Consider the following 18,001-nt stretch of genomic DNA (forward strand, 5'->3'; position numbering starts at 1 on the left):
TTCAGTGCCAGCAGTTTACACGCGGGCGCAGGGCGGCAAAAGGGGAAAAGGTCAGGCGTCGTCGACCGGCGTATTCGGCTGTTTGCGCACGAATTGGCGAAACAGTTCGCGGCTCTTCAACGGCTTGCCGCCGAGGTAGGGTTTCAGCGCCATGCGGGTGAAGCGCTTGGCGGCGCGCAGCGTCTCGGCATCGGGAAACTGCCGCTCCGCCAGCGCGCGCAGTTCGCGCCCGGTGAAGCTGTAGTGATCCACCACCAGGCTGGCGATAAAGCCTTTCTCTTCACGGTAGCGGTAGGTCATGGTGTCATCCACCGGCAGGCCGCTGCCGGCGCAGTGCAGGAAATCGAGGCCGTAACCCAGGTGCTGCAACAAGGCCAGCTCGAACTGGCGCAACGCCTGTTCCGGCGAGCTGTCTTCCGCCGCCAGCGCCTGCAGGCATTGCAGGTAGTCGAAGAACAGCACCGAGTAGTTGGTTTCCTGCTCCAGCACGCGCGCCAGCAGTTCGTTCACGTACAGGCCGCTGTAAAGCATCATGCCGCTGAGGGGTAAACCGAGAGAGACCGCTTCGGCGTTGCGCAGCGTTTTCACTTCGCCGCGGCCGCCCCAGCGCACTAACAGGGGGGTAAAGGGCTGCAGGCAACCCTTCAGATTGGAGCGGCGGCTGCGCGCGCCTTTTGCCAGCAAGCGCACCCGCCCATGACCTTCGGTAAACAGATCCAGCATCAGACTGGTTTCACTGTACGGCCGCCCATGCAGGACGAAAGCGCGCTCCCAGCCGTCCACGGCGTTACTTCAGATCGTCAACATAGCCCAGGCTGCGCAGCGCACGTTCGTCGTCCGCCCAACCGGATTTCACTTTCACCCACAGCTCCAGATGCACTTTGGCATCGAACATCTGTTCCATGTCCTGGCGCGCTTCGATGCCGATGGTTTTGATCTTGGCGCCCTTGTTGCCGATGACCATTTTCTTCTGGCCTTCGCGCTCGACCAGGATCAGGCCGTGCACATCGTAGCCGCCGCGATCGTTGGCCACGAACTGTTCGATTTCCACCGTCACCGAATACGGCAGCTCTTCACCCAGGAAACGCATCAGCTTCTCGCGGATGATCTCGGACGCCATAAAGCGCTGGGAGCGATCGGTGATGTAGTCTTCCGGGAAGTGGTGTTCCGCTTCCGGCAGCAGCTTGCGCACGATGCCGGCGATGGTGTCGACGTTCATCCCTTTCTCGGCGGAGATAGGCACCACGTCGAGGAAATTCATCTGCTGGCTAAGGAACGCGATATGCGGCAACAGCTTGGATTTGTCGGTGACGTTATCTACCTTGTTGATCGCCAGCAATACCGGGCAGCGCAGGCTGCGCAGCTTGTTGACCACCATTTCGTCGTCGGCGGTCCAGTTGGTGCCTTCAACCACGAAGATAACCAGTTCGACGTCGCCGATCGAGCTGCTGGCCGCGCGGTTCATCAAACGGTTGATGGCGCGTTTTTCTTCGATGTGCAACCCTGGGGTATCGACGTAGATCGCCTGATAGGCGCCATCGGTGTCGATGCCCATGATGCGGTGACGGGTCGTCTGCGGCTTACGCGACGTAATGGAAACCTTCTGCCCCAGCAGTTGGTTCAGCAACGTCGATTTGCCCACGTTCGGGCGGCCGACGATGGCGATAAAACCGCAGTGTTGTTTTACTTCACTCATTCAAGCTCCAGCTTTTTCAGCGCTTGTTCCGCTGCCGCCTGCTCGGCTTTACGGCGGCTCGAGCCGGTGCCCACCACGGGCTCGCTCAAACCACTCACCTGGCAGTGGATGGTAAACTCTTGGTCGTGCGCTTCACCGCGAACCTGCACCACCAAATAAGAAGGCAACGGCAGATGACGCCCCTGCAAAAATTCCTGCAAACGGGTTTTCGGGTCTTTCTGCTTATCACCGGGGCTGATTTCGTCCAACCGGCTGCGATACCAGTCCAAAATCAGGCGCTCGACGGTCTGGATGTCGCTGTCCAGGAACACGCCGCCGATCAATGCCTCCACCGTATCCGCCAGGATTGACTCGCGGCGGAACCCACCACTTTTCAATTCGCCCGGCCCAAGCCGCAGACATTCGCCCAGGTCAAACTCGCGCGCCATCTCCGCCAGCGTGTTGCCGCGCACCAGCGTGGCGCGCATGCGGCTCATATCGCCCTCGTCTACGCGAGGAAAGCGGTGATAGAGCGCATTGGCGATGACAAAGCTAAGAATCGAGTCACCCAGAAACTCAAGACGTTCATTGTGTTTACTGCTGGCGCTGCGGTGAGTCAAAGCCTGCAGTAAAAGCTCCTGCTGTTGAAAAGTGTAGCCCAGCTTCCGCTGCAGCCTGTTTATTACGATGGGGTTCATGAGTTACCAATAGATCAAGAATGCGTCAAAAACTTGCAGCATACGGAACAGGCCTGCTTCGCCGAAAGCCGATCCAAAGCTGTTTCGTTTGCAGTGGCTCCCTGCAGGAGCCAACTTTTATCGCTCGAGAAAGTATTCTACAACGAGTGGAAACATAATGCTGTGTTTATATCCCCTTAATCTTTCACGCCGCAGCAGGCTGCGGCGTGAAATTGACAGGGAATAAATCAGCGATTAATGAATGCCGCCAATCCGGCTGAAACGCACGCCGGTAGGCCACTCGCCTTCCTGCTTTTCAAAGCTCATCCAGATGGCCGTGGCTTTACCCACCAGATTCTTCTCCGGCACAAAGCCCCAGTAACGGCTGTCCGCGCTGTTGTCGCGGTTGTCGCCCATCATGAAGTAATGCCCGGCCGGCACCACCCACTCCGCCAGCGGTTTGCCCGGCTGTTGGTAGTAAGCGCCCACCTGATCCTGCGTGCCCGGCACGGTCAGGATGCGGTGCGTCACGTTACCCAGGCTCTCCTGACGTTCACGCAGACGAATGCCGCCCTGCGGCACGTTGTCATTCAGCGGGATCTGGTAGAAACCGTTGCTGGCCTCGCCCATGCCGCTGCGGCTGAACAGCTGTACGAAGTCGCTCGGCTGCGCGTCGGCGTAGGTGACCGCCAGCGCGGTATCGCAGGACTGCCCGCTGTTGCACGACGGCTGCACCGTAACGCGCTTATTCACCGGATCGTAAGTAATACGGTCGCCCGGCAGGCCAATCACGCGCTTGATATAATCCAGCTTCGGATCCAGCGGATATTTAAATACCGCAATATCGCCGCGCTTCGGATGACCGGTTTCAATTAGCGTGGTCTGGGTTATCGGATCTTTAATGCCGTAAGCATATTTCTCCACCAGAATGAAATCGCCAATCAACAGCGTCGGCATCATTGAGCCGGACGGGATTTGGAACGGTTCGTAAATAAACGAGCGCACCACAAAGACCAGCAGCAACACCGGGAAGACCGATGCCCCGGTCTCTACCCAGCCTGGCTGCTTAGCCACTTTCGCCAGCGTTTTATCGTCTACTGCGCCCGCGGTCTGCTCGTTGACCGCCGCAATCTTCGCGCGGCGGGCCGGCGCCCATTTAAAGCGCTCGAAGCACCAGATGATCCCGGTGACCAGGGTGGCCAACGCCAGGATCAGGGCAAACATATTCGCCATGCAAACTCCCTCGTTTCGCGAACTCGTCGCGGTTACTTGCCGTCTTTACCGACGTGCAGAATGGCCAGGAACGCTTCCTGCGGCAGCTCGACGTTGCCGACCTGCTTCATGCGCTTCTTACCGTCTTTCTGTTTCTGCAGCAGCTTTTTCTTACGGCTGACGTCACCGCCGTAGCATTTCGCCAGCACGTTTTTACGCAGCTGCTTCACGGTGGAGCGCGCGATGATGTGCGTGCCGATCGCCGCCTGAATCGCGATGTCGAACTGCTGACGCGGGATCAGATCTTTCATCTTTTCCACCAATTCACGGCCGCGATACTGCGAGTTGTCGCGGTGGGTGATCAGCGCCAGCGCATCCACGCGCTCGTTGTTGATCAGCACGTCCACGCGCACCATGTCGGAGGCCTGGAAGCGCTTGAAGTTGTAATCCAGCGACGCATAACCGCGCGACGTGGACTTCAGGCGGTCAAAGAAGTCGAGCACCACTTCCGCCATCGGGATTTCATAGGTCAACGCCACCTGGTTGCCGTGGTAGACCATGTTGGTCTGCACGCCGCGTTTCTCAACGCACAGGGTGATGACGTTGCCCAGGTATTCCTGCGGCATCAGCATGTGGCATTCGGCGATCGGCTCGCGCAGTTCCTGGATGTTGTTCAACGGCGGCAGCTTGGATGGGCTGTCGACGTAGATCACTTCTTTGCCGGTGGTTTCCACTTCGTAGACTACCGTCGGCGCGGTGGTGATCAGATCCAGATCGTATTCACGCTCCAGACGCTCCTGAATGATCTCCATATGCAGCAGACCAAGGAAGCCGCAGCGGAAGCCGAAGCCCAACGCGGTGGAGCTTTCCGGTTCGTAGAACAGGGAGGCGTCGTTAAGGCTCAGCTTGCCCAGCGCATCGCGGAAAGATTCATAGTCGTCGGAGCTGATCGGGAACAGACCGGCGTACACCTGCGGCTTCACTTTTTTGAAGCCCGGCAACGCTTTATCCGCCGGCTGACGCGCCTGCGTCAGGGTATCGCCCACCGGCGCGCCGAGGATGTCTTTGATCGCACAGACCAGCCAGCCCACTTCGCCGCAGTTCAGCACGTCGCGATCGACCTGCTTCGGCGTGAAAATGCCCAAACGATCGGCGTTGTACACCTGGCCGGTGCTCATGACCTTGATCTTGTCGCCCTTGCGCAGCGTCCCGTTCTTGACGCGCACCAGCGACACGACGCCCAGGTAGTTATCGAACCAGGAGTCGATGATCAGCGCCTGCAGCGGCGCATCCGGATCGCCCTGCGGCGCAGGAATGTCGCGCACCAGGCGCTCCAGCACGTCGGGCACGCCGACGCCGGTTTTGGCCGAGCAGCGCACGGCATCGGTGGCGTCGATGCCGACGATGTCTTCAATTTCCTGCGCGGCGCGATCCGGATCGGCGGCCGGCAGGTCGATTTTGTTCAACACCGGCACCACTTCCAGATCCATTTCGATCGCGGTGTAGCAGTTGGCCAGCGTCTGGGCTTCTACGCCCTGGCCGGCGTCCACCACCAGCAGCGCGCCTTCGCAGGCCGCCAGCGAGCGGGAAACTTCATAGGAGAAGTCAACGTGGCCTGGGGTGTCGATAAAGTTAAGCTGATAGGTCTGCCCATCCAGCGCCTTGTAATCCAGCGTGACGCTTTGCGCCTTGATGGTGATGCCGCGCTCGCGCTCCAGATCCATGGAATCGAGCACCTGCGCAGCCATTTCACGGTCGGACAGGCCACCGCAAATTTGGATAATGCGGTCAGACAGCGTCGACTTACCGTGGTCAATATGGGCAATAATGGAAAAGTTTCTTATGTGTTTCATTATATTGGTTATTTCTCAGATTAAGCGCTTTCGTTTTTAATCGGTGGACACAGTGATGGACATAAAACCAAAACTACCCACATAGCATGGGGCGCATCTTACACTGTCTATGCGTTGCGCGAAAGCCAGCGGCAGACTACGTTTTGTAAGATATGGCTATCAGGAGATAGGAATGGGCAGCATCACCATCGCCGGCCGGCAGATCTTCATTCTCAACGAAAACGACAGATACCCTGAACCACAGCAGAACAGCCCTCCGATGTTCGCGATACGCGAAGACGAGGAGCGCCAGCACTGGCTTTATGTATGGCATAAAGGGCGCTGGCCGCTCGTCTCAGAAACGCCATTCGAAACTGAGGGCAAAGCCGTTGATGCGGCGCTCGCATTCGACTTTGCCACCCTGTACAAGTAGCCGGGATCCTTCCCGGCGCAAAGGCATTACCAAATCAGGAACTGTGGCCCAAACGTGAAGCGCAAGTACAAGCAGATCGCCTTGTACTCATCGACTGTCAGCAGCCGATTGAATACCAGCACAACCGAAACATGCGCCCAGCCAGTGAACTGACCAGCACCGCGATGACCACCGATCAGCAGCGTGTTTGATTGCACCTGTCGGCCAGCACCCAGCGACGAGTTGGAAACAATGTTTTTTGCAGTGGGGTCATAGAAACCCGATACAGAACGGCCTGGGTTAAACTGACCTGTTGCGATCACGAAGTCTGTATTCGGGATATTCACGATCGGCGTAATCGCATTTGTCAGCCCTGCAGTTACCCATGCATTCGCTACTACGGATGTGTCAGTAAGCCGTAGTGAATCGCCGCCGACGCCGTCATAGTTCGACACCACCATACCCTGCCCGGTGGACACTGCAGTATCTGAGCGCAGTGCTATTGAGATGACGCTCATTTCGTTCTGTGACGGAATGCCGGTATCAAAGCAGTTTTGCGCGTTACAGACGGCATACGGGCCATCGAGCTGCGGGCTACCAATTTTTTTCAGCGGCTTGGTTGGATCGGCATAGTTGTAAAGTGCGTCGGCGGTATATTCAGTTGTGAAATACGCACCGAGCAGGCCTAATTTCACAGGAACATCCAGAGCCATAGTTTCAAAGTCACTTGCTTTCGGGAATCCTACACCTGGCATTGTCCAGTTAATTATTTCTGGGAATGGCATTTATTCACCTCTTAAAGGAATTTATCTACATTCTGTGTTGCCAGCAACTGAGCACCAACATCATTTAAATGGAGGGCGTTAAACCAGAGTCCTGCGGCGTCTCCATCGGCCCACACCTTTGGAAATGCCTCATACCCACTATAAAACTCGGCGTTTTTTGCTACGGCTAGCGACCTGATGGCGTCATTAAATACTGACATATCAGTAGCCCCAGAGGCGTTTGGAACTGGTGGAGATATGAGAATAATCCCCATGTCTTTATTAACTGAGCGATATGAATCAATCAGATTGCTGTACCCCGTATAAAATGCGTTTACATCTTCACTAAGACGGTAGTCATTCACCCCGATGATGATAATTGCCACATCTGGCTTAATATATTCAACGAAATGCTGAATGTGTGGCAGAACATAACTATACTTCTGCGTTGTCATGCCACCATTACCGCATTTGTATAGCGTGGCACCAGTAGGTTTATCTGCATTAAACCCATATAGCGCAACCGTGCCGGCATTACCAGTGGTGTTAATTCTCAGTGAGTGCTCTCCGTCTGATAGACCAGTAATATCTACGAATTTTTTCGTTTTCGTATTCCCCCCCACAACAGCAACCCAATCACCCGCCCCATCTACGCGATAGTTAAACGTACCGTCACCATCGTAATAGTTGATGCGCAGCGTATTGCAGTTGGCGCCATTGATTTGAAGTGTGGCGAACTGGTTTGCAGAAGTGAGCGAAAACCCGTCATGTGAACATCCAATGTCACTATTCGGCGCACTACCGTTGGACGCATCATAAACAGTGAAACCGTTGTGAACGATAGAAACATTATTCAGGCAATTGTTCGTTTCCGTACCGCCGTCAATGTTAAATGAAACCCACCCATCTCCACCACGACCATATTTGGAGTAAATCAAATTAGCGATAGCCTGAGAAATCGCTTTCCACTCCATCCACGAATCGCCGACAGTGATAACCCTCAGGTTTTGGTTGCTGCCAATATCATGCTTTGCCACTTTAGCGCGGTATGGCCACAACGTGCTGCCATCCGTAAAACTCATTATTGCTGAACTTTTTAATGTGTCTTTGTGAATGCCTTTAGCGACTAACATTCCATCTTTAAACCCGAGAATGACATTATCAGATAGGTCTTTTATCGCAATGAGATTACCAAGGTCACGCATCGGCTTTAACATTTTTTGAGTTATCCGTAGTTTTTTAGCGATAGATTTAACCAGTCTATTACCAGCCCCAAACGCGTCAAATCGACCGAATTCGAATGATGTCAGCACATTGCCCGACATATCCTGCGCCGTAGAAAAGTGCTCGCGGCTTTGTGCAATGCGCTTTGTTTTGCTCTCTAGCGCACCAACGCGGCGCAATGCCTGCATTACCCGGCGCGATACTGACGTTACAAACCGCTCACTGGCCTCCGAGTTAATAAATTCAGCAACTCCCGCCGCATTTTTGTAGTAATTGAAAATGACTGTTACACCGCCGCCGTCAGGAATAGCAACTCGGAACATTTTCCCGTCTGGTGTCCCAGCTATGCCCGCAATCGTTCCGTCTGGATCGGTAGGCGTTGTGTAGTAGGTATTCGCGTCTGCGATGTTCTGGACGTTTTCTGCAGATTCTTTTGCAGAAGCAGCGAATGCCTTTGCTTCTCGGCTGTATTTGTACGCCGCATCAGCTGACTGGGCGGCACTATCTGCAGATAGGCTGCTCTTTGCTTCGTCAGTGGCTTGTTGTGTGCTGCGGGAACCCAGCACAATGTCTGTGCCAACGACGCCATCAACTGGCAATCCTTCAGAGGACATAGATGATTCTCCGGTATTGTTGGAGGTTACAAATTGACGATTAGCTTTAATATGGATAGAATAAATTTTGACAAGAAATAATGATTGCACGTTTAATGCAAGCAAGCATTTTATGATGGTGAAATATGAATAGAAACATAGGGCTCGACATCCTTAGAATACTTGCTTGCTTTATGGTTGTTGGGATACATACAACTCCCATCCATATAAATAACGGACAGGAATATAACAGCGCAAACTTATTAATGCAGGCATTCTACAGGGCTGGATTGCCAATTTTCTTTCTTTTGTCAGGCTTTTTCTTGATAAATAAAAAATGGAATGTGAAATCCTACATTTACTCAATAATTAAAATAACAATACCATTCATAATCATTTCACTAGCTCATTACATATATCTATACGACATTTCACCCAATGTGTTATTGGATTACATAAAAACAATCACAACCAGCATTACCGGAGTGTCCGTTCATTTCTGGTTTGTATATGTTATTTTGGCTCTCTATATTTTCTCGCCAATCATAACAGTAATCCTATCTTGTATAAATGAAAAAAAATCAATCACTGCATTATTAATCACATTGATAATATACGCTTTCATTTCTAATTACCCCGCACTTTCTTTTGCACTCAATACTCCAGAGTATAATTTCAAGCCAGGGCCTTTTGTGTGGGTTGTATATTTCATATTCGGTGGCCTGTTAGCTAGGTGTTCGTCTATGATAAACATATATACACCAATTGTTGTTTCGCTTGTTGGCCTAATCGCAACCTACAAGTTATCATCCATAGATTTTATTCATTTTAGGCCGTACGATATAAACGTCACAATGCTTGCTTATTCATCAGCAATTTTAATCACCTTCTTAAAGCTAGGTGAAAAAATACAGTCAATTAGCAATAACATAAAAAACGCGATAATATCAATAAGCGATAAAACTTACATCGTTTACCTAGTTCACATCATGGTTCTTGATGCAATAACAACCAATCTACCAGAATTTATAGAGGTGTTAAGTAAATCAAATCTTTACATATTATTAACGCTAACCTGCTTTGTGTTTAGTTTGGTTATTTCTTTCCTAATAACACCAATAGCAAATAGAATTACATGGCTAGTAAGCCACATGCTTAATGTTCTCCCTACAAGTAAAATTAATAGCCAATTGCCATCCAGTATGCGGTGATGTTGTCCTCTCTTGCTCTAACATTGAAACCAGTCAAGCCCACTGGTGCTACTACAATACTGTTTGATGTGTCGGTAGCAGAAGCACTTGTTCTCGTTGCATTTATAGATGATATAACCCTTTGATATGGCTTTTGGAAATTAATTAATGTGGGGCTACCCGCTGCTCCAGTTTGAATTATTCCCCATTGAAAAATCATGCCACCTGGCATTGTCTGAAAATTAGTACCACTGTCTAGAGAAGTCCCCGCAAATGCCATCAAAGCATCTTCCAAATTGGTCTTCAGCGTCGTCACATTGCCATCATCCAGCACATCCTGCCCGCTGTTATCCGCAATAAATTGCGCGACGACGCTGGCGATCACTGATGCCTGTCGCCAGACAGTGTTGAGCTGTTCAGACTTAGCCACACCAGAGTTAAAGCCTGAAGAGCGCTCAGGCAGTGCCAGGTAGTCCGCATTAGGTATAACGTTAGCGTTTGCCGCTGTGCCGAAGGGTAAAAATTCATTCTTAGCCATTGGATGCTCCCAGCAATGTTCCCCAGGCGCCGCTGTCGAAGCCTGAGATAAATTCGTTGTCGATGTCAAAGCCGAATAGCGGCCCTGAATCGGTAGTGATGGTGTAATTTTTGATGCGGACAGTTGAGGGTTTGATGTCCAGGTAACCCAGTTCGATCACGGCCTTCATGACTGGCGTTATCTTCTCGCCGGTGATGTAAACCGACATCGTCATATCGAAGTTATCGACGGCGAAAATCTTCGTTTTTCCGTCTGGGAAAATAATCTGGTAGACGTCACTGAGCGTCTCCGTGGTGCCGTCCCAATGGTTGGCCGCTATTTTCGCACGGATGATGGTTCGGTAGGTGTCATCGTCCAGTTCAGTGAAGCCGCCGGCATCGAATCGGCCGCGCCATAGCCCAGCATCAAAACCGAGTTCCTCATCATCAAACGAGAAGTAGACGCCGGTAATTGGCGTCGCAATCTTCCGCCCTATCCCTACCCATAAGCCGACAGCATCCAGCTGCACACCCACGGCAGTATCCAGGTCAAAATCGTCAATCAGCTTAGCTGTGGCGTTCTGCACGTCGATCAGGGGCTGGGTGATGAGGGAGATATGGTCGTAAAATTTCGGCTTGTGCTTGTGATAGGACGTGATGAGCTTTTGGTATTTCGTCTCACTCATGGGATCACCACCACTTCGACATTCGCCGGCGCACAAGCGGCTACCGCGTTGAACCCGATCACGACGTTTGCCGGCGCCAGGCTACCCGGTGAGGTGCCTATCTGCAGGTCGGTAATGTCGAACGTTGCGCTGTCTGCGCTGCCGTTCAGGTTGGCAGGCAGGAATAGACGCGTCAGGTATACCGGATCGCCGATCTCGATTTCGTTGATGTATGCCGCAACAGCCGTTCTGATTTCCTCGCCGACCGCAGACGTGTAGCCCTGCAGCGCCTTGATCTCGACGCGCGCGTAAATATCAACGCTGGTCGGGCGGAAGAAGCTGATCGGATGCACGATGCCGTATTTGTCGGTAACGTCGATCGTGGTCGTGCCATAGGTGCCGCCGCCTGGCGTTTTCTTCGTGGCGATGGTTTTGGCGATCGCAGCCACGTCACCGCCGGCAACAACAAGCGAAATGCTGTGTGGCGGCAAGCCGTTGGCGTCTGTTACGCTGGTGTCGTTCTCATAACCACGATATCGCTCTACGCCGTCCAACGTCGCAACGGCGCCCATAATGCCATCTAGCACCGTCAGTGATGGGATAGCTACGGATTTAGCCTGGCGCTGACGCAGCTCTGCGTCCGTCTCCACTTTTCGCCCAGCGGTTGCGGCCGCCGGGTTGGTTACCGACTGCCAGCCGCGCGTAGGGGTGCCGATCTCGGTAATGCTGCCGGCAGGCGCCACGACAGCGCCATCAATCTGGCATGTCGCGGTCACGGTCACCGTGCCATCAATGCCTATGACAACACTGGCAGGCAATGACCAACTGATGCCGTTGCTGTCGCGCACTGTGCCGTTGGTAATGGGTGTGCCAACCTGTCCCACGATCCGCACATCAGCAGTGGAGCGAGACGCCGGCGTTACCGAAATGCCGTTAATTTTCACGTTGGAGGCCAGGCCGCGGCCCTGCGCCGTTGCCGGGCTGAATGAGTTATAGACTGCGATCGCCATGTTGTTAACGTCATGGATGCCGCGAGCATAGATAGCCAGCATCTGGCCGTCTTTGCTGTCTGATTCCAGATAGACATCATCACCGTAAATCTGTTGGAAATAACCAGTCAGCGTGTTGAGTATCGTCTGATAATCAGGCGCGCTGATACCGCTAGCGGTCACCTTGGCCGCAAGCCCTAACGTATCGAGATTTAGCATTATGCCTCGCTGGTTACAGTCGTTTCGCCGTATAGCGTGTTGATGGTCGCGGTGAACGTCACGCGGCGCGTATCGGGGTTATATTCCGTGGTGAATTCGAGGATTTCGGTCACGCCCTGCGTGCCGAGGATCCGCTCGCGCACCGCCATGTTGTAGGCGGCTGATTTGTGCTTGCCGAGTATCGTCTCGCGATACGGCGTGCCGTCGGTCACATCGAGAAACCATTCGCCCGTCCACAGTTCAAAGCGCGTTTTCACTGCCTGTGCGACTGCCTCCGGGGTGTTCTCCAAAAAGGTGTTGTCACCCTGGCCGAAGGTGTAATCGCCGTTCTCGTCCTCTTTGCGGTACTTCACTCCGGGCCTCCTGTCTGGCCGCCGCCAGTTTCTACGCCACCGTGTTTATGCGTCTGCAGGCTGATGCCGCCGGCGGTGACATCGTTAGTCACGGTCACCGGCCCATGCATCGTAGCCGTGCCGCCTCCGTCGCCCATGCCTTGTGACAGGTTGCCGTTGATGGTCACGTTGCCGTTGAGCACGATTTCCGGGGAGTTTATCTCCGTGCCGCCCTGCGCGCTGGCGGTCAGTTTTCCCTGCGTGGTGACGTTAACGGCATGGCTGCCTGGGTCGAGTTCGATAAATGCGGCGCCGTCGTCGGTGCGCAACTGTGCGGTGGTGGTACTGATGCCGCTGATTTTCTTCGCTTGCGACTGCGGGCCGACCATTGCGAAAGCGTCCGCAAGATGGTGCTGGCGCTGGTCTACGGGTTCCTGCACCCCGCCGTTCTGCCACCAGTAATCGATGCAGCGGTCGGCGAAAACGACAAGGCACTCATCGCCGGCGGCCACAGGAAACGTCAGCGTGACGCCCCCACCGCGCGGGAACACGACAGGAACATCTACCAGCAGTGGCAGCGCCACCGATGACAAGGCACCGTCAGATTGCCGCACAGAGGCTTTTACGGCCGGTTGGATCGTGGCAGTTACCGCGCCAGAGTCGAAAGACTGGATGATGCCCGGCATTGCCACCCGTAGGCTGGTGCTGAGCGAATCGGCTACGGCCTTCAGCACTAGCTCGGGAGAGTCCTGGCGTTCATTGTTCGTTACCACGTTATGCTCCTGCCCGGATAGTTGATTGGTTCAGCAGCCCCGCGCCGCCCTTGGCAATACAGATCATGTCCTGATACCAGGCATTCCCGCGCGTGTCGCCGTAATAGGCGATGTTCTTCACGATATAATCGCCGTCCATGTCCAGAACTGCCGGCTGTTGTACGGAGGCGCCCGCCGTGCTGCCGGTGGCGATCTCTTGGTTGGACAGGCCGACCTGATTTATCGATTTGTTGTCGAGGCGGATCAGCGTGTCGAGTTGGATATTCGGGTTAATCAGGCATTTCACGTTGATGCCGCCGTTAATGGTTTGCTCAGGCATACCGATCAGGCCAGTCTGCGCATTCAGCACGATGGCATCGGCCAGATAGGCGTTTTCCGGCACCATCTGAAGGCGCCCGTTCTCATAGCGCCATGTTGCCTTGCACTGCGCCGCCAGGCTGGAAACTTCATCGCGGTGCATGCCGAACATCGGTTTACCGCGTGGCGCCTTGGTGGTGGCAAATTCCGGCTTAGCGCCGGCGACGATGTCGTATACCCCGATCGGCTTCATCAGCGCGGTGTGAACGTCCTGCTGCGTGTACCCAGCCGCCAGAGTGGTGTTCATCACTGCAAAGTTATGCGCCTGGTCACTGTCGGCCGCCTGGATCACCACGTAGGTGTCGGTCGGGTTTTCACGCCCGCTGTAGGAATACTGGATTTGCCCGGAAAAAATCAGTCCGTAGTTGTCCTGATAACCGGCGACAAATTTTATCTGCGTGAACTCGTTTTGCCTGATCCGGCTGTTGGTGTTCCGGCTCAGGTTGTAAATCTTGAACATCGCCGTGGCGGGGTAACTGATGTCGGGTCTGCTGATGTTGAAGCTGATTTTCAGGCCGGATAACTCCAGCCCCTCCCCGGCATCGTTCGCCACGATCAGGCTGCATTTTCGCATCCAGTTAGTGGTCATAGGCGCCCCATAAAAAACCGCCCGAAGGCGGTCAGTTGGTCAGAAAGTAGAGATGGGACTCAATGCCCAGATTAGTCTGCGTCGGTGGCGCCAGCACGGCGGGATCGGACATCACGAACAGCTGACCGCCAATCCCCAGATAACGATACTGCGCCAGCAGGTCGGCACCCGCCACCAGCGGGATCCCTTTGATAATCGGCGTCTTGTCGTTGCTGGCAATGTCCAGTACCCATCCGGCCACATCGCGCCACATCAGCGTAAGCTGGTACTGCACACCGGCCAGTTGGATAGCGAACTGCTGGGATACCGGCGTAAGGGGGATTTCAACCAATGCCAATGAAGCCTCCCGCAGACTTTAAAATGCTCTGCTGCTTTTCCGGTGTGGTAGGGTTTTTCAGCCCTGTGTTGCTCACGCCGCCGGTGTCCTGGGGCGATTGCATGTTTTCCGCCGGTGTGGTCGTCACCTTCTGCGTTTCGGTAATGATGAGCTCGCGTAGGGTAAGCGTCGTCATCAGCACGTTTTCGCTGGTTCTGTCGGTCAGCACCTCGATAGCGCGGATCAGCATGTTCTGGTACTGCCGCTTACCGGTCGTCACGTCAAACGGCTTTTTGCTTTTTTTCAGTTCCAACAACTGCTGATAGACATCCGCCGGGCTGGTGCCAAGCGATAAACCGGTACTGACGTTAAAAATCTCGGTCGTGTCGATTCCGTCTATCAGCGATCCACCGCTGGCAAACCCCAGCTCCATCGTCACCTCAGCGGGGCGATCATACGCATGGTCGCTTGTCGGCGCGCCGAGCTCCACGGGATGCTCAGTGATTTCCGTCGCGTCCATGTGCTTCTCGCTGATTGCTACGCTCGGCACGATAATGCCGATGCGGCGCCGCTGCTGTGAGAACAGCACAGATAAAATATCCATCAGCCCACCTGTGTTTGCATGTTGCGCGTCTGCCGGCGGTAAACGCCCTCAACCGCGTCACCGGTCAGGCGTGCTGTTTCGCGTGGATCTCCGCCGCCCTGCACGTTGATGTTGAACACGGAGCTATTCGAGCCACCAGCACCAACGGCTGACTGAGCCGCCTTCAGCACCATGTCCGGCGCGTAGGGATTTTTTCCGTTCTCAATCTGCGTGATGCCATTCATCAGTGTTGCCAGCACCTGCGGATCCTGAATATTCAGCGAGTCACCCCGACCAACGCCGAGCATTTTGCTCAGCTTGTTGATATAGGCCTGGGTGTTGTTCTCGCTGGCCGGCGCAAAGCGGCTGATGATGTCCTCGACAGATTGCAGCTTCTGATAACCTGCGGCCTTTGACGTCCCGTTGTAGTACGCCTTGATCTGCTTACCCAGCGCCGCGAACCCTTCAAAAGCAGAATTGAATCGAGCAAATCGGGGTGTAGCGTGATCTTCCAGAGTCGCGCCGCTCTGGCCAACGTAGTTCAGGTTGCCGGGATTGTTGTTGCGGATGCCGCGCGGCTCGTTAGCGCCTGAGAACTGACCGCGTATCCACTGTCCAACGCTGCGCGGGTCGAATCCTGTTTTGTCCTTAACCCAATCGGCGGCGCTGTTCGCGCTGTCGGTGACAGCAGGCAACGCGTCAGGATTTCCCTGCCCCTGGCTAAGCAACGCCTTGCCAAGCCTGCCAACCTCGCTCCAGTTCCCGTCCTTCAGCGCGTTGATGAGATCGCCGATCATCTTCATCATCTTGCCGAACTCGCCGAATTGCTTCGTTAAGTCGGCAATGTCACCTTTCAGAGACCAGCTTTTCAGGTCGATGTTCAGCAGCTTGGCGATTTCCTGCCCGACGCTGAATATGGAATCCCGCAGCTCTTTTATCCCCTTCATCGCGGCATCGATTTCAGGCTTCCATTTCCCCCAGTTGATCAGGCTGTCGCCGCCTTCTTTCCAGACCTGATAATCGTCATAGAGCGCCACCAGCGCAGCAATGAGCGCCGTGACCATGCCGATCGGGGAAGTGAGGAACGCGCTATTCAGCATGCGCCAGGCTAACAGCAGGCCGCCCAGCACCTTAATCAGCCCCTTGGTTGTATCATCCAGCCGATCCCACCATCTCATGAGATCACCGGCGCCCTGCACGCCCCGATAAACCAACGTCATGATGCTATCAGCCAGTGAAAGCACCTTTTTCAGCACGGCGGTGATCGTACCCTCTATTTTGGGGAAGTTGAGGAGGATATTTTTGCGGAAGCTTTCGAGATTCCCTGCCAGGCCGCCGGCAAGGTTACCGCCGATCTTGTCTCGCATGATGCCGAACAGATTCGCCAACCCGCGCATTTGGGTCATGAACTTGTTCGACTGCTCCGCCGCTTTCTGCGAATCGAACCCTGTCGCCTGCAGCATGCTCTGATAATCAGAAGTGAATCCCTTCACACCCCGCCGCATTGCCAGCAACGTGCTTTCGTCAATACCGAGGATTTGCGCATACTGGTTGGCGCGGTAGTACGGCATTTTCGCCAGCTTGTCGCCGACCAGCGTCACCAATTGGGCTGTGTCACGCAGATTGCCGGCCGCGTCTCGCGTCTGAATACCCAGATTACGCAGGAACCCCTCTGCGCCTGGCGTCGAACGCAGGAAGCGCGCCAGATTGTCCAGCGTGCCGTTGAACCCCTCCACGCTACCGCCGGCCTGGCTGAAAGCGTATCCGATAGCCCTGATATTGTTCGCAGTGGCACCAGTACGCTGTGACTGCCAATAAAGGCGGTCGAGGCTGCTGGCGATCTTGGTCGTGAACCCGACGACGGTCAGCGCAGCCGCTTCGACCGCGGCACCCATCTTGATCGCATTCATCGTGACGCCGGAAACCACCGATTCGAACTTGCGGCCGCCGGCCTCGTCGATGTCGAACCCCAGCGAGATCAGGAAGTCCTTGATGGTTTCAGCGTTCATTTTCTGCCTGCCATTTTTTTATCAGGTAATTATTTTCCGCCTCAACATCAAGCGACTCATTCATCAGCGCAATATCAGCCAGTGACAGCGTGCCGTCTTTAAGCGACTCATAGCTGCACATCCGGGCATGTACCGGGCGCAGCAGATAACTGCGCCCCTTTGCCAGCGATTCAAGCGCTAAGCTGATTCCTGGGCCGCGTTGCTGTCGCTCACGGGGAGTGCGGGAAAAAAATCACCGAGGGAATCCCGCACTACGTTGCCTACGATTTTCACCAGATCAAGTCCGTTGAGGTCGTCGAACATCATCACGCGCTGACTTGGCTCATAGATTTTTGTCCAAGCCTTACCCTGTTGGCGCTGTACCACAGACAGGCAAGCATGGTTTATCTCCGCGCGGCCTTCCCGGCTCAGCTGGCCGATGGCCTTCACCACCAGCGGAATGATCTCGTCAAACAGGCGGTTTTTATCCTCCTGCAGCGACTTCCCATTACCGGCCATGATGTCTTTCAGCAACGGGATAAGGCCGGATAAAACCGGCGCCAACGCGATAGCCACATCTTGTTGAGCGAATGCGTCTAGTTTGGCCGCGCGATACTGCACGCCCTTAATTTCAAATTCCATGCTTCACTCCTTAGAAGGTGCCGAGCAGTTGATCGACCATGCCGGCGTCAAATACCCAGGACACAGTGCCGCCGTCTTTGGCGTTCTGCCAGTCGGGTTGCTTCTGGAACGCGACCGAGCGCGCGGTGCAAACGTCGTTGCTGGCGCTGTTGCGCAGCACGATCACGTTATTTCCCCACGTAGCGGAAGAGAGCGACTGCGCGTTATACATCGCACTCAATTTCGCATTGGTCGGCGAGGTCTTGAGTAACGTCACCGTGATCGTGCCACCTTTACCGGCGTGCAGGCTGTGCATCACAGATCCGTCGGCGCCGGTGGTCATGGTGTTCTTCGCTTCAACCATTGTGACGGTCACGCCTTCCTCGGCGTTCCCTGAGCCATAGCCCAGATCAAACGCACCGCCGGGACCAACGATAGAGGCGGAAAAATCCAAAAAGCTGTAAGTAGACATTC

General features: G+C 54.5%; 21 protein-coding genes. 2 read left to right on the forward strand and 19 right to left on the reverse strand.

The features are described from left to right. Positions 1-51 precede the first annotated feature (51 nt). The 5 genes from recO to lepA all read right to left on the reverse strand — a co-directional run bounded on the left by recO (position 52) and on the right by lepA (position 5,417). Positions 52-783 (reverse strand): DNA repair protein RecO, encoded by a 732-nt coding sequence (recO, locus tag ACSBQS_RS19345; protein WP_197750023.1) that lies wholly within the window; start codon positions 781-783, stop codon positions 52-54. 4 nt (positions 784-787) lie between these two features. Beyond that, the gene (gene era, locus ACSBQS_RS19350) at positions 788-1,696 is read right to left on the reverse strand and encodes a GTPase Era (protein ID WP_004929162.1); all 909 of its coding nucleotides are present in this window, start codon (positions 1,694-1,696) and stop codon (positions 788-790) included. After that, entirely contained in the window at positions 1,693-2,373 is a 681-nt protein-coding gene (gene rnc / locus ACSBQS_RS19355; RefSeq protein WP_004929158.1) for a ribonuclease III, read from the reverse strand. The genes era and rnc overlap by 4 nt, the downstream gene beginning before the upstream one ends. 234 nt (positions 2,374-2,607) lie before the next feature. Next, positions 2,608-3,585, reverse strand: coding sequence for a signal peptidase I (lepB, locus tag ACSBQS_RS19360; protein WP_033644122.1), 978 nt, complete (start codon positions 3,583-3,585; stop codon positions 2,608-2,610). 32 nt (positions 3,586-3,617) lie between these two features. Continuing rightward, the gene (lepA, locus tag ACSBQS_RS19365; protein WP_019452315.1) at positions 3,618-5,417 is read right to left on the reverse strand and encodes a translation elongation factor 4; all 1,800 of its coding nucleotides are present in this window, start codon (positions 5,415-5,417) and stop codon (positions 3,618-3,620) included. A 172-nt stretch (positions 5,418-5,589) separates the two neighbouring features. Between lepA and ACSBQS_RS19370 the strand changes: the two genes are divergently transcribed. After that, complete coding sequence (locus tag ACSBQS_RS19370) at positions 5,590-5,829, forward strand: hypothetical protein (RefSeq protein ID WP_434991281.1); 240 nt, start codon at positions 5,590-5,592, stop codon at positions 5,827-5,829. A 26-nt stretch (positions 5,830-5,855) separates the two neighbouring features. Here ACSBQS_RS19370 and ACSBQS_RS19375 read toward each other — a convergent pair whose 3' ends face one another. Next, positions 5,856-6,593, reverse strand: coding sequence for a hypothetical protein (locus ACSBQS_RS19375; protein WP_434991282.1), 738 nt, complete (start codon positions 6,591-6,593; stop codon positions 5,856-5,858). Between the two features lie 11 nt (positions 6,594-6,604). Continuing rightward, complete coding sequence (locus tag ACSBQS_RS19380) at positions 6,605-8,410, reverse strand: GDSL-type esterase/lipase family protein (RefSeq protein WP_434991283.1); 1,806 nt, start codon at positions 8,408-8,410, stop codon at positions 6,605-6,607. A 125-nt stretch (positions 8,411-8,535) separates the two neighbouring features. Here ACSBQS_RS19380 and ACSBQS_RS19385 point away from each other — a divergent pair, with 125 nt between their 5' ends. After that, positions 8,536-9,600 (forward strand): acyltransferase, encoded by a 1,065-nt coding sequence (locus tag ACSBQS_RS19385; RefSeq protein WP_434991284.1) that lies wholly within the window; start codon positions 8,536-8,538, stop codon positions 9,598-9,600. Here the strand turns inward: ACSBQS_RS19385 and ACSBQS_RS19390 are convergent. The 12 genes from ACSBQS_RS19390 to ACSBQS_RS19445 are packed head-to-tail and all read right to left on the reverse strand — an operon-like array spanning position 9,569 to position 17,999. Further along, positions 9,569-10,117 carry a gp53-like domain-containing protein gene (locus tag ACSBQS_RS19390; RefSeq protein ID WP_434991285.1) on the reverse strand — a complete coding sequence of 183 codons (549 nt, stop codon included), beginning with the start codon at positions 10,115-10,117 and terminating at the stop codon, positions 9,569-9,571. The genes ACSBQS_RS19385 and ACSBQS_RS19390 overlap by 32 nt on opposite strands. Further along, complete coding sequence (locus ACSBQS_RS19395; RefSeq protein WP_434991286.1) at positions 10,110-10,781, reverse strand: DUF2612 domain-containing protein; 672 nt, start codon at positions 10,779-10,781, stop codon at positions 10,110-10,112. The genes ACSBQS_RS19390 and ACSBQS_RS19395 overlap by 8 nt, the downstream gene beginning before the upstream one ends. Then, the gene (locus ACSBQS_RS19400; protein ID WP_419426477.1) at positions 10,778-11,971 is read right to left on the reverse strand and encodes a baseplate J/gp47 family protein; all 1,194 of its coding nucleotides are present in this window, start codon (positions 11,969-11,971) and stop codon (positions 10,778-10,780) included. The genes ACSBQS_RS19395 and ACSBQS_RS19400 overlap by 4 nt, the downstream gene beginning before the upstream one ends. Next, positions 11,968-12,321, reverse strand: a complete 354-nt coding sequence (locus tag ACSBQS_RS19405) for a hypothetical protein (RefSeq protein ID WP_057523820.1) — start codon at positions 12,319-12,321, stop codon at positions 11,968-11,970. The genes ACSBQS_RS19400 and ACSBQS_RS19405 overlap by 4 nt, the downstream gene beginning before the upstream one ends. Then, entirely contained in the window at positions 12,318-13,034 is a 717-nt protein-coding gene (locus tag ACSBQS_RS19410) for a Gp138 family membrane-puncturing spike protein (RefSeq protein ID WP_434991319.1), read from the reverse strand. The genes ACSBQS_RS19405 and ACSBQS_RS19410 overlap by 4 nt, the downstream gene beginning before the upstream one ends. 40 nt (positions 13,035-13,074) lie before the next feature. After that, the gene (locus ACSBQS_RS19415; RefSeq protein ID WP_434991287.1) at positions 13,075-14,019 is read right to left on the reverse strand and encodes a phage protein; all 945 of its coding nucleotides are present in this window, start codon (positions 14,017-14,019) and stop codon (positions 13,075-13,077) included. Between the two features lie 31 nt (positions 14,020-14,050). Then, on the reverse strand, positions 14,051-14,356 hold the full coding sequence (locus tag ACSBQS_RS19420; protein ID WP_434991288.1) for a phage baseplate plug family protein: 306 nt from the start codon (positions 14,354-14,356) through the stop codon (positions 14,051-14,053). After that, positions 14,343-14,939, reverse strand: coding sequence for a phage baseplate protein (locus ACSBQS_RS19425; protein WP_201884228.1), 597 nt, complete (start codon positions 14,937-14,939; stop codon positions 14,343-14,345). The genes ACSBQS_RS19420 and ACSBQS_RS19425 overlap by 14 nt, the downstream gene beginning before the upstream one ends. Beyond that, positions 14,939-16,927 carry a lytic transglycosylase gene (locus tag ACSBQS_RS19430; RefSeq protein WP_434991289.1) on the reverse strand — a complete coding sequence of 663 codons (1,989 nt, stop codon included), beginning with the start codon at positions 16,925-16,927 and terminating at the stop codon, positions 14,939-14,941. The genes ACSBQS_RS19425 and ACSBQS_RS19430 overlap by 1 nt, the downstream gene beginning before the upstream one ends. Next, entirely contained in the window at positions 16,917-17,048 is a 132-nt protein-coding gene (locus ACSBQS_RS19435) for a DUF6889 family protein (RefSeq protein WP_373681455.1), read from the reverse strand. Before ACSBQS_RS19435 ends, ACSBQS_RS19430 begins: the two co-directional genes overlap by 11 nt. A 56-nt stretch (positions 17,049-17,104) precedes the next feature. Further along, a complete protein-coding gene (locus ACSBQS_RS19440) occupies positions 17,105-17,548 on the reverse strand; it encodes a phage tail assembly chaperone (RefSeq protein WP_434991290.1) in 444 nt (147 codons plus the stop codon). A gap of 10 nt (positions 17,549-17,558) precedes the next feature. Continuing rightward, entirely contained in the window at positions 17,559-17,999 is a 441-nt protein-coding gene (locus tag ACSBQS_RS19445) for a DUF3277 family protein (protein ID WP_434991291.1), read from the reverse strand. Positions 18,000-18,001 lie beyond the last annotated feature (2 nt).

Source organism: Serratia sp. H402Y, from assembly GCF_051172415.1.
GTDB lineage: Bacteria > Pseudomonadota > Gammaproteobacteria > Enterobacterales > Enterobacteriaceae > Serratia > Serratia ureilytica.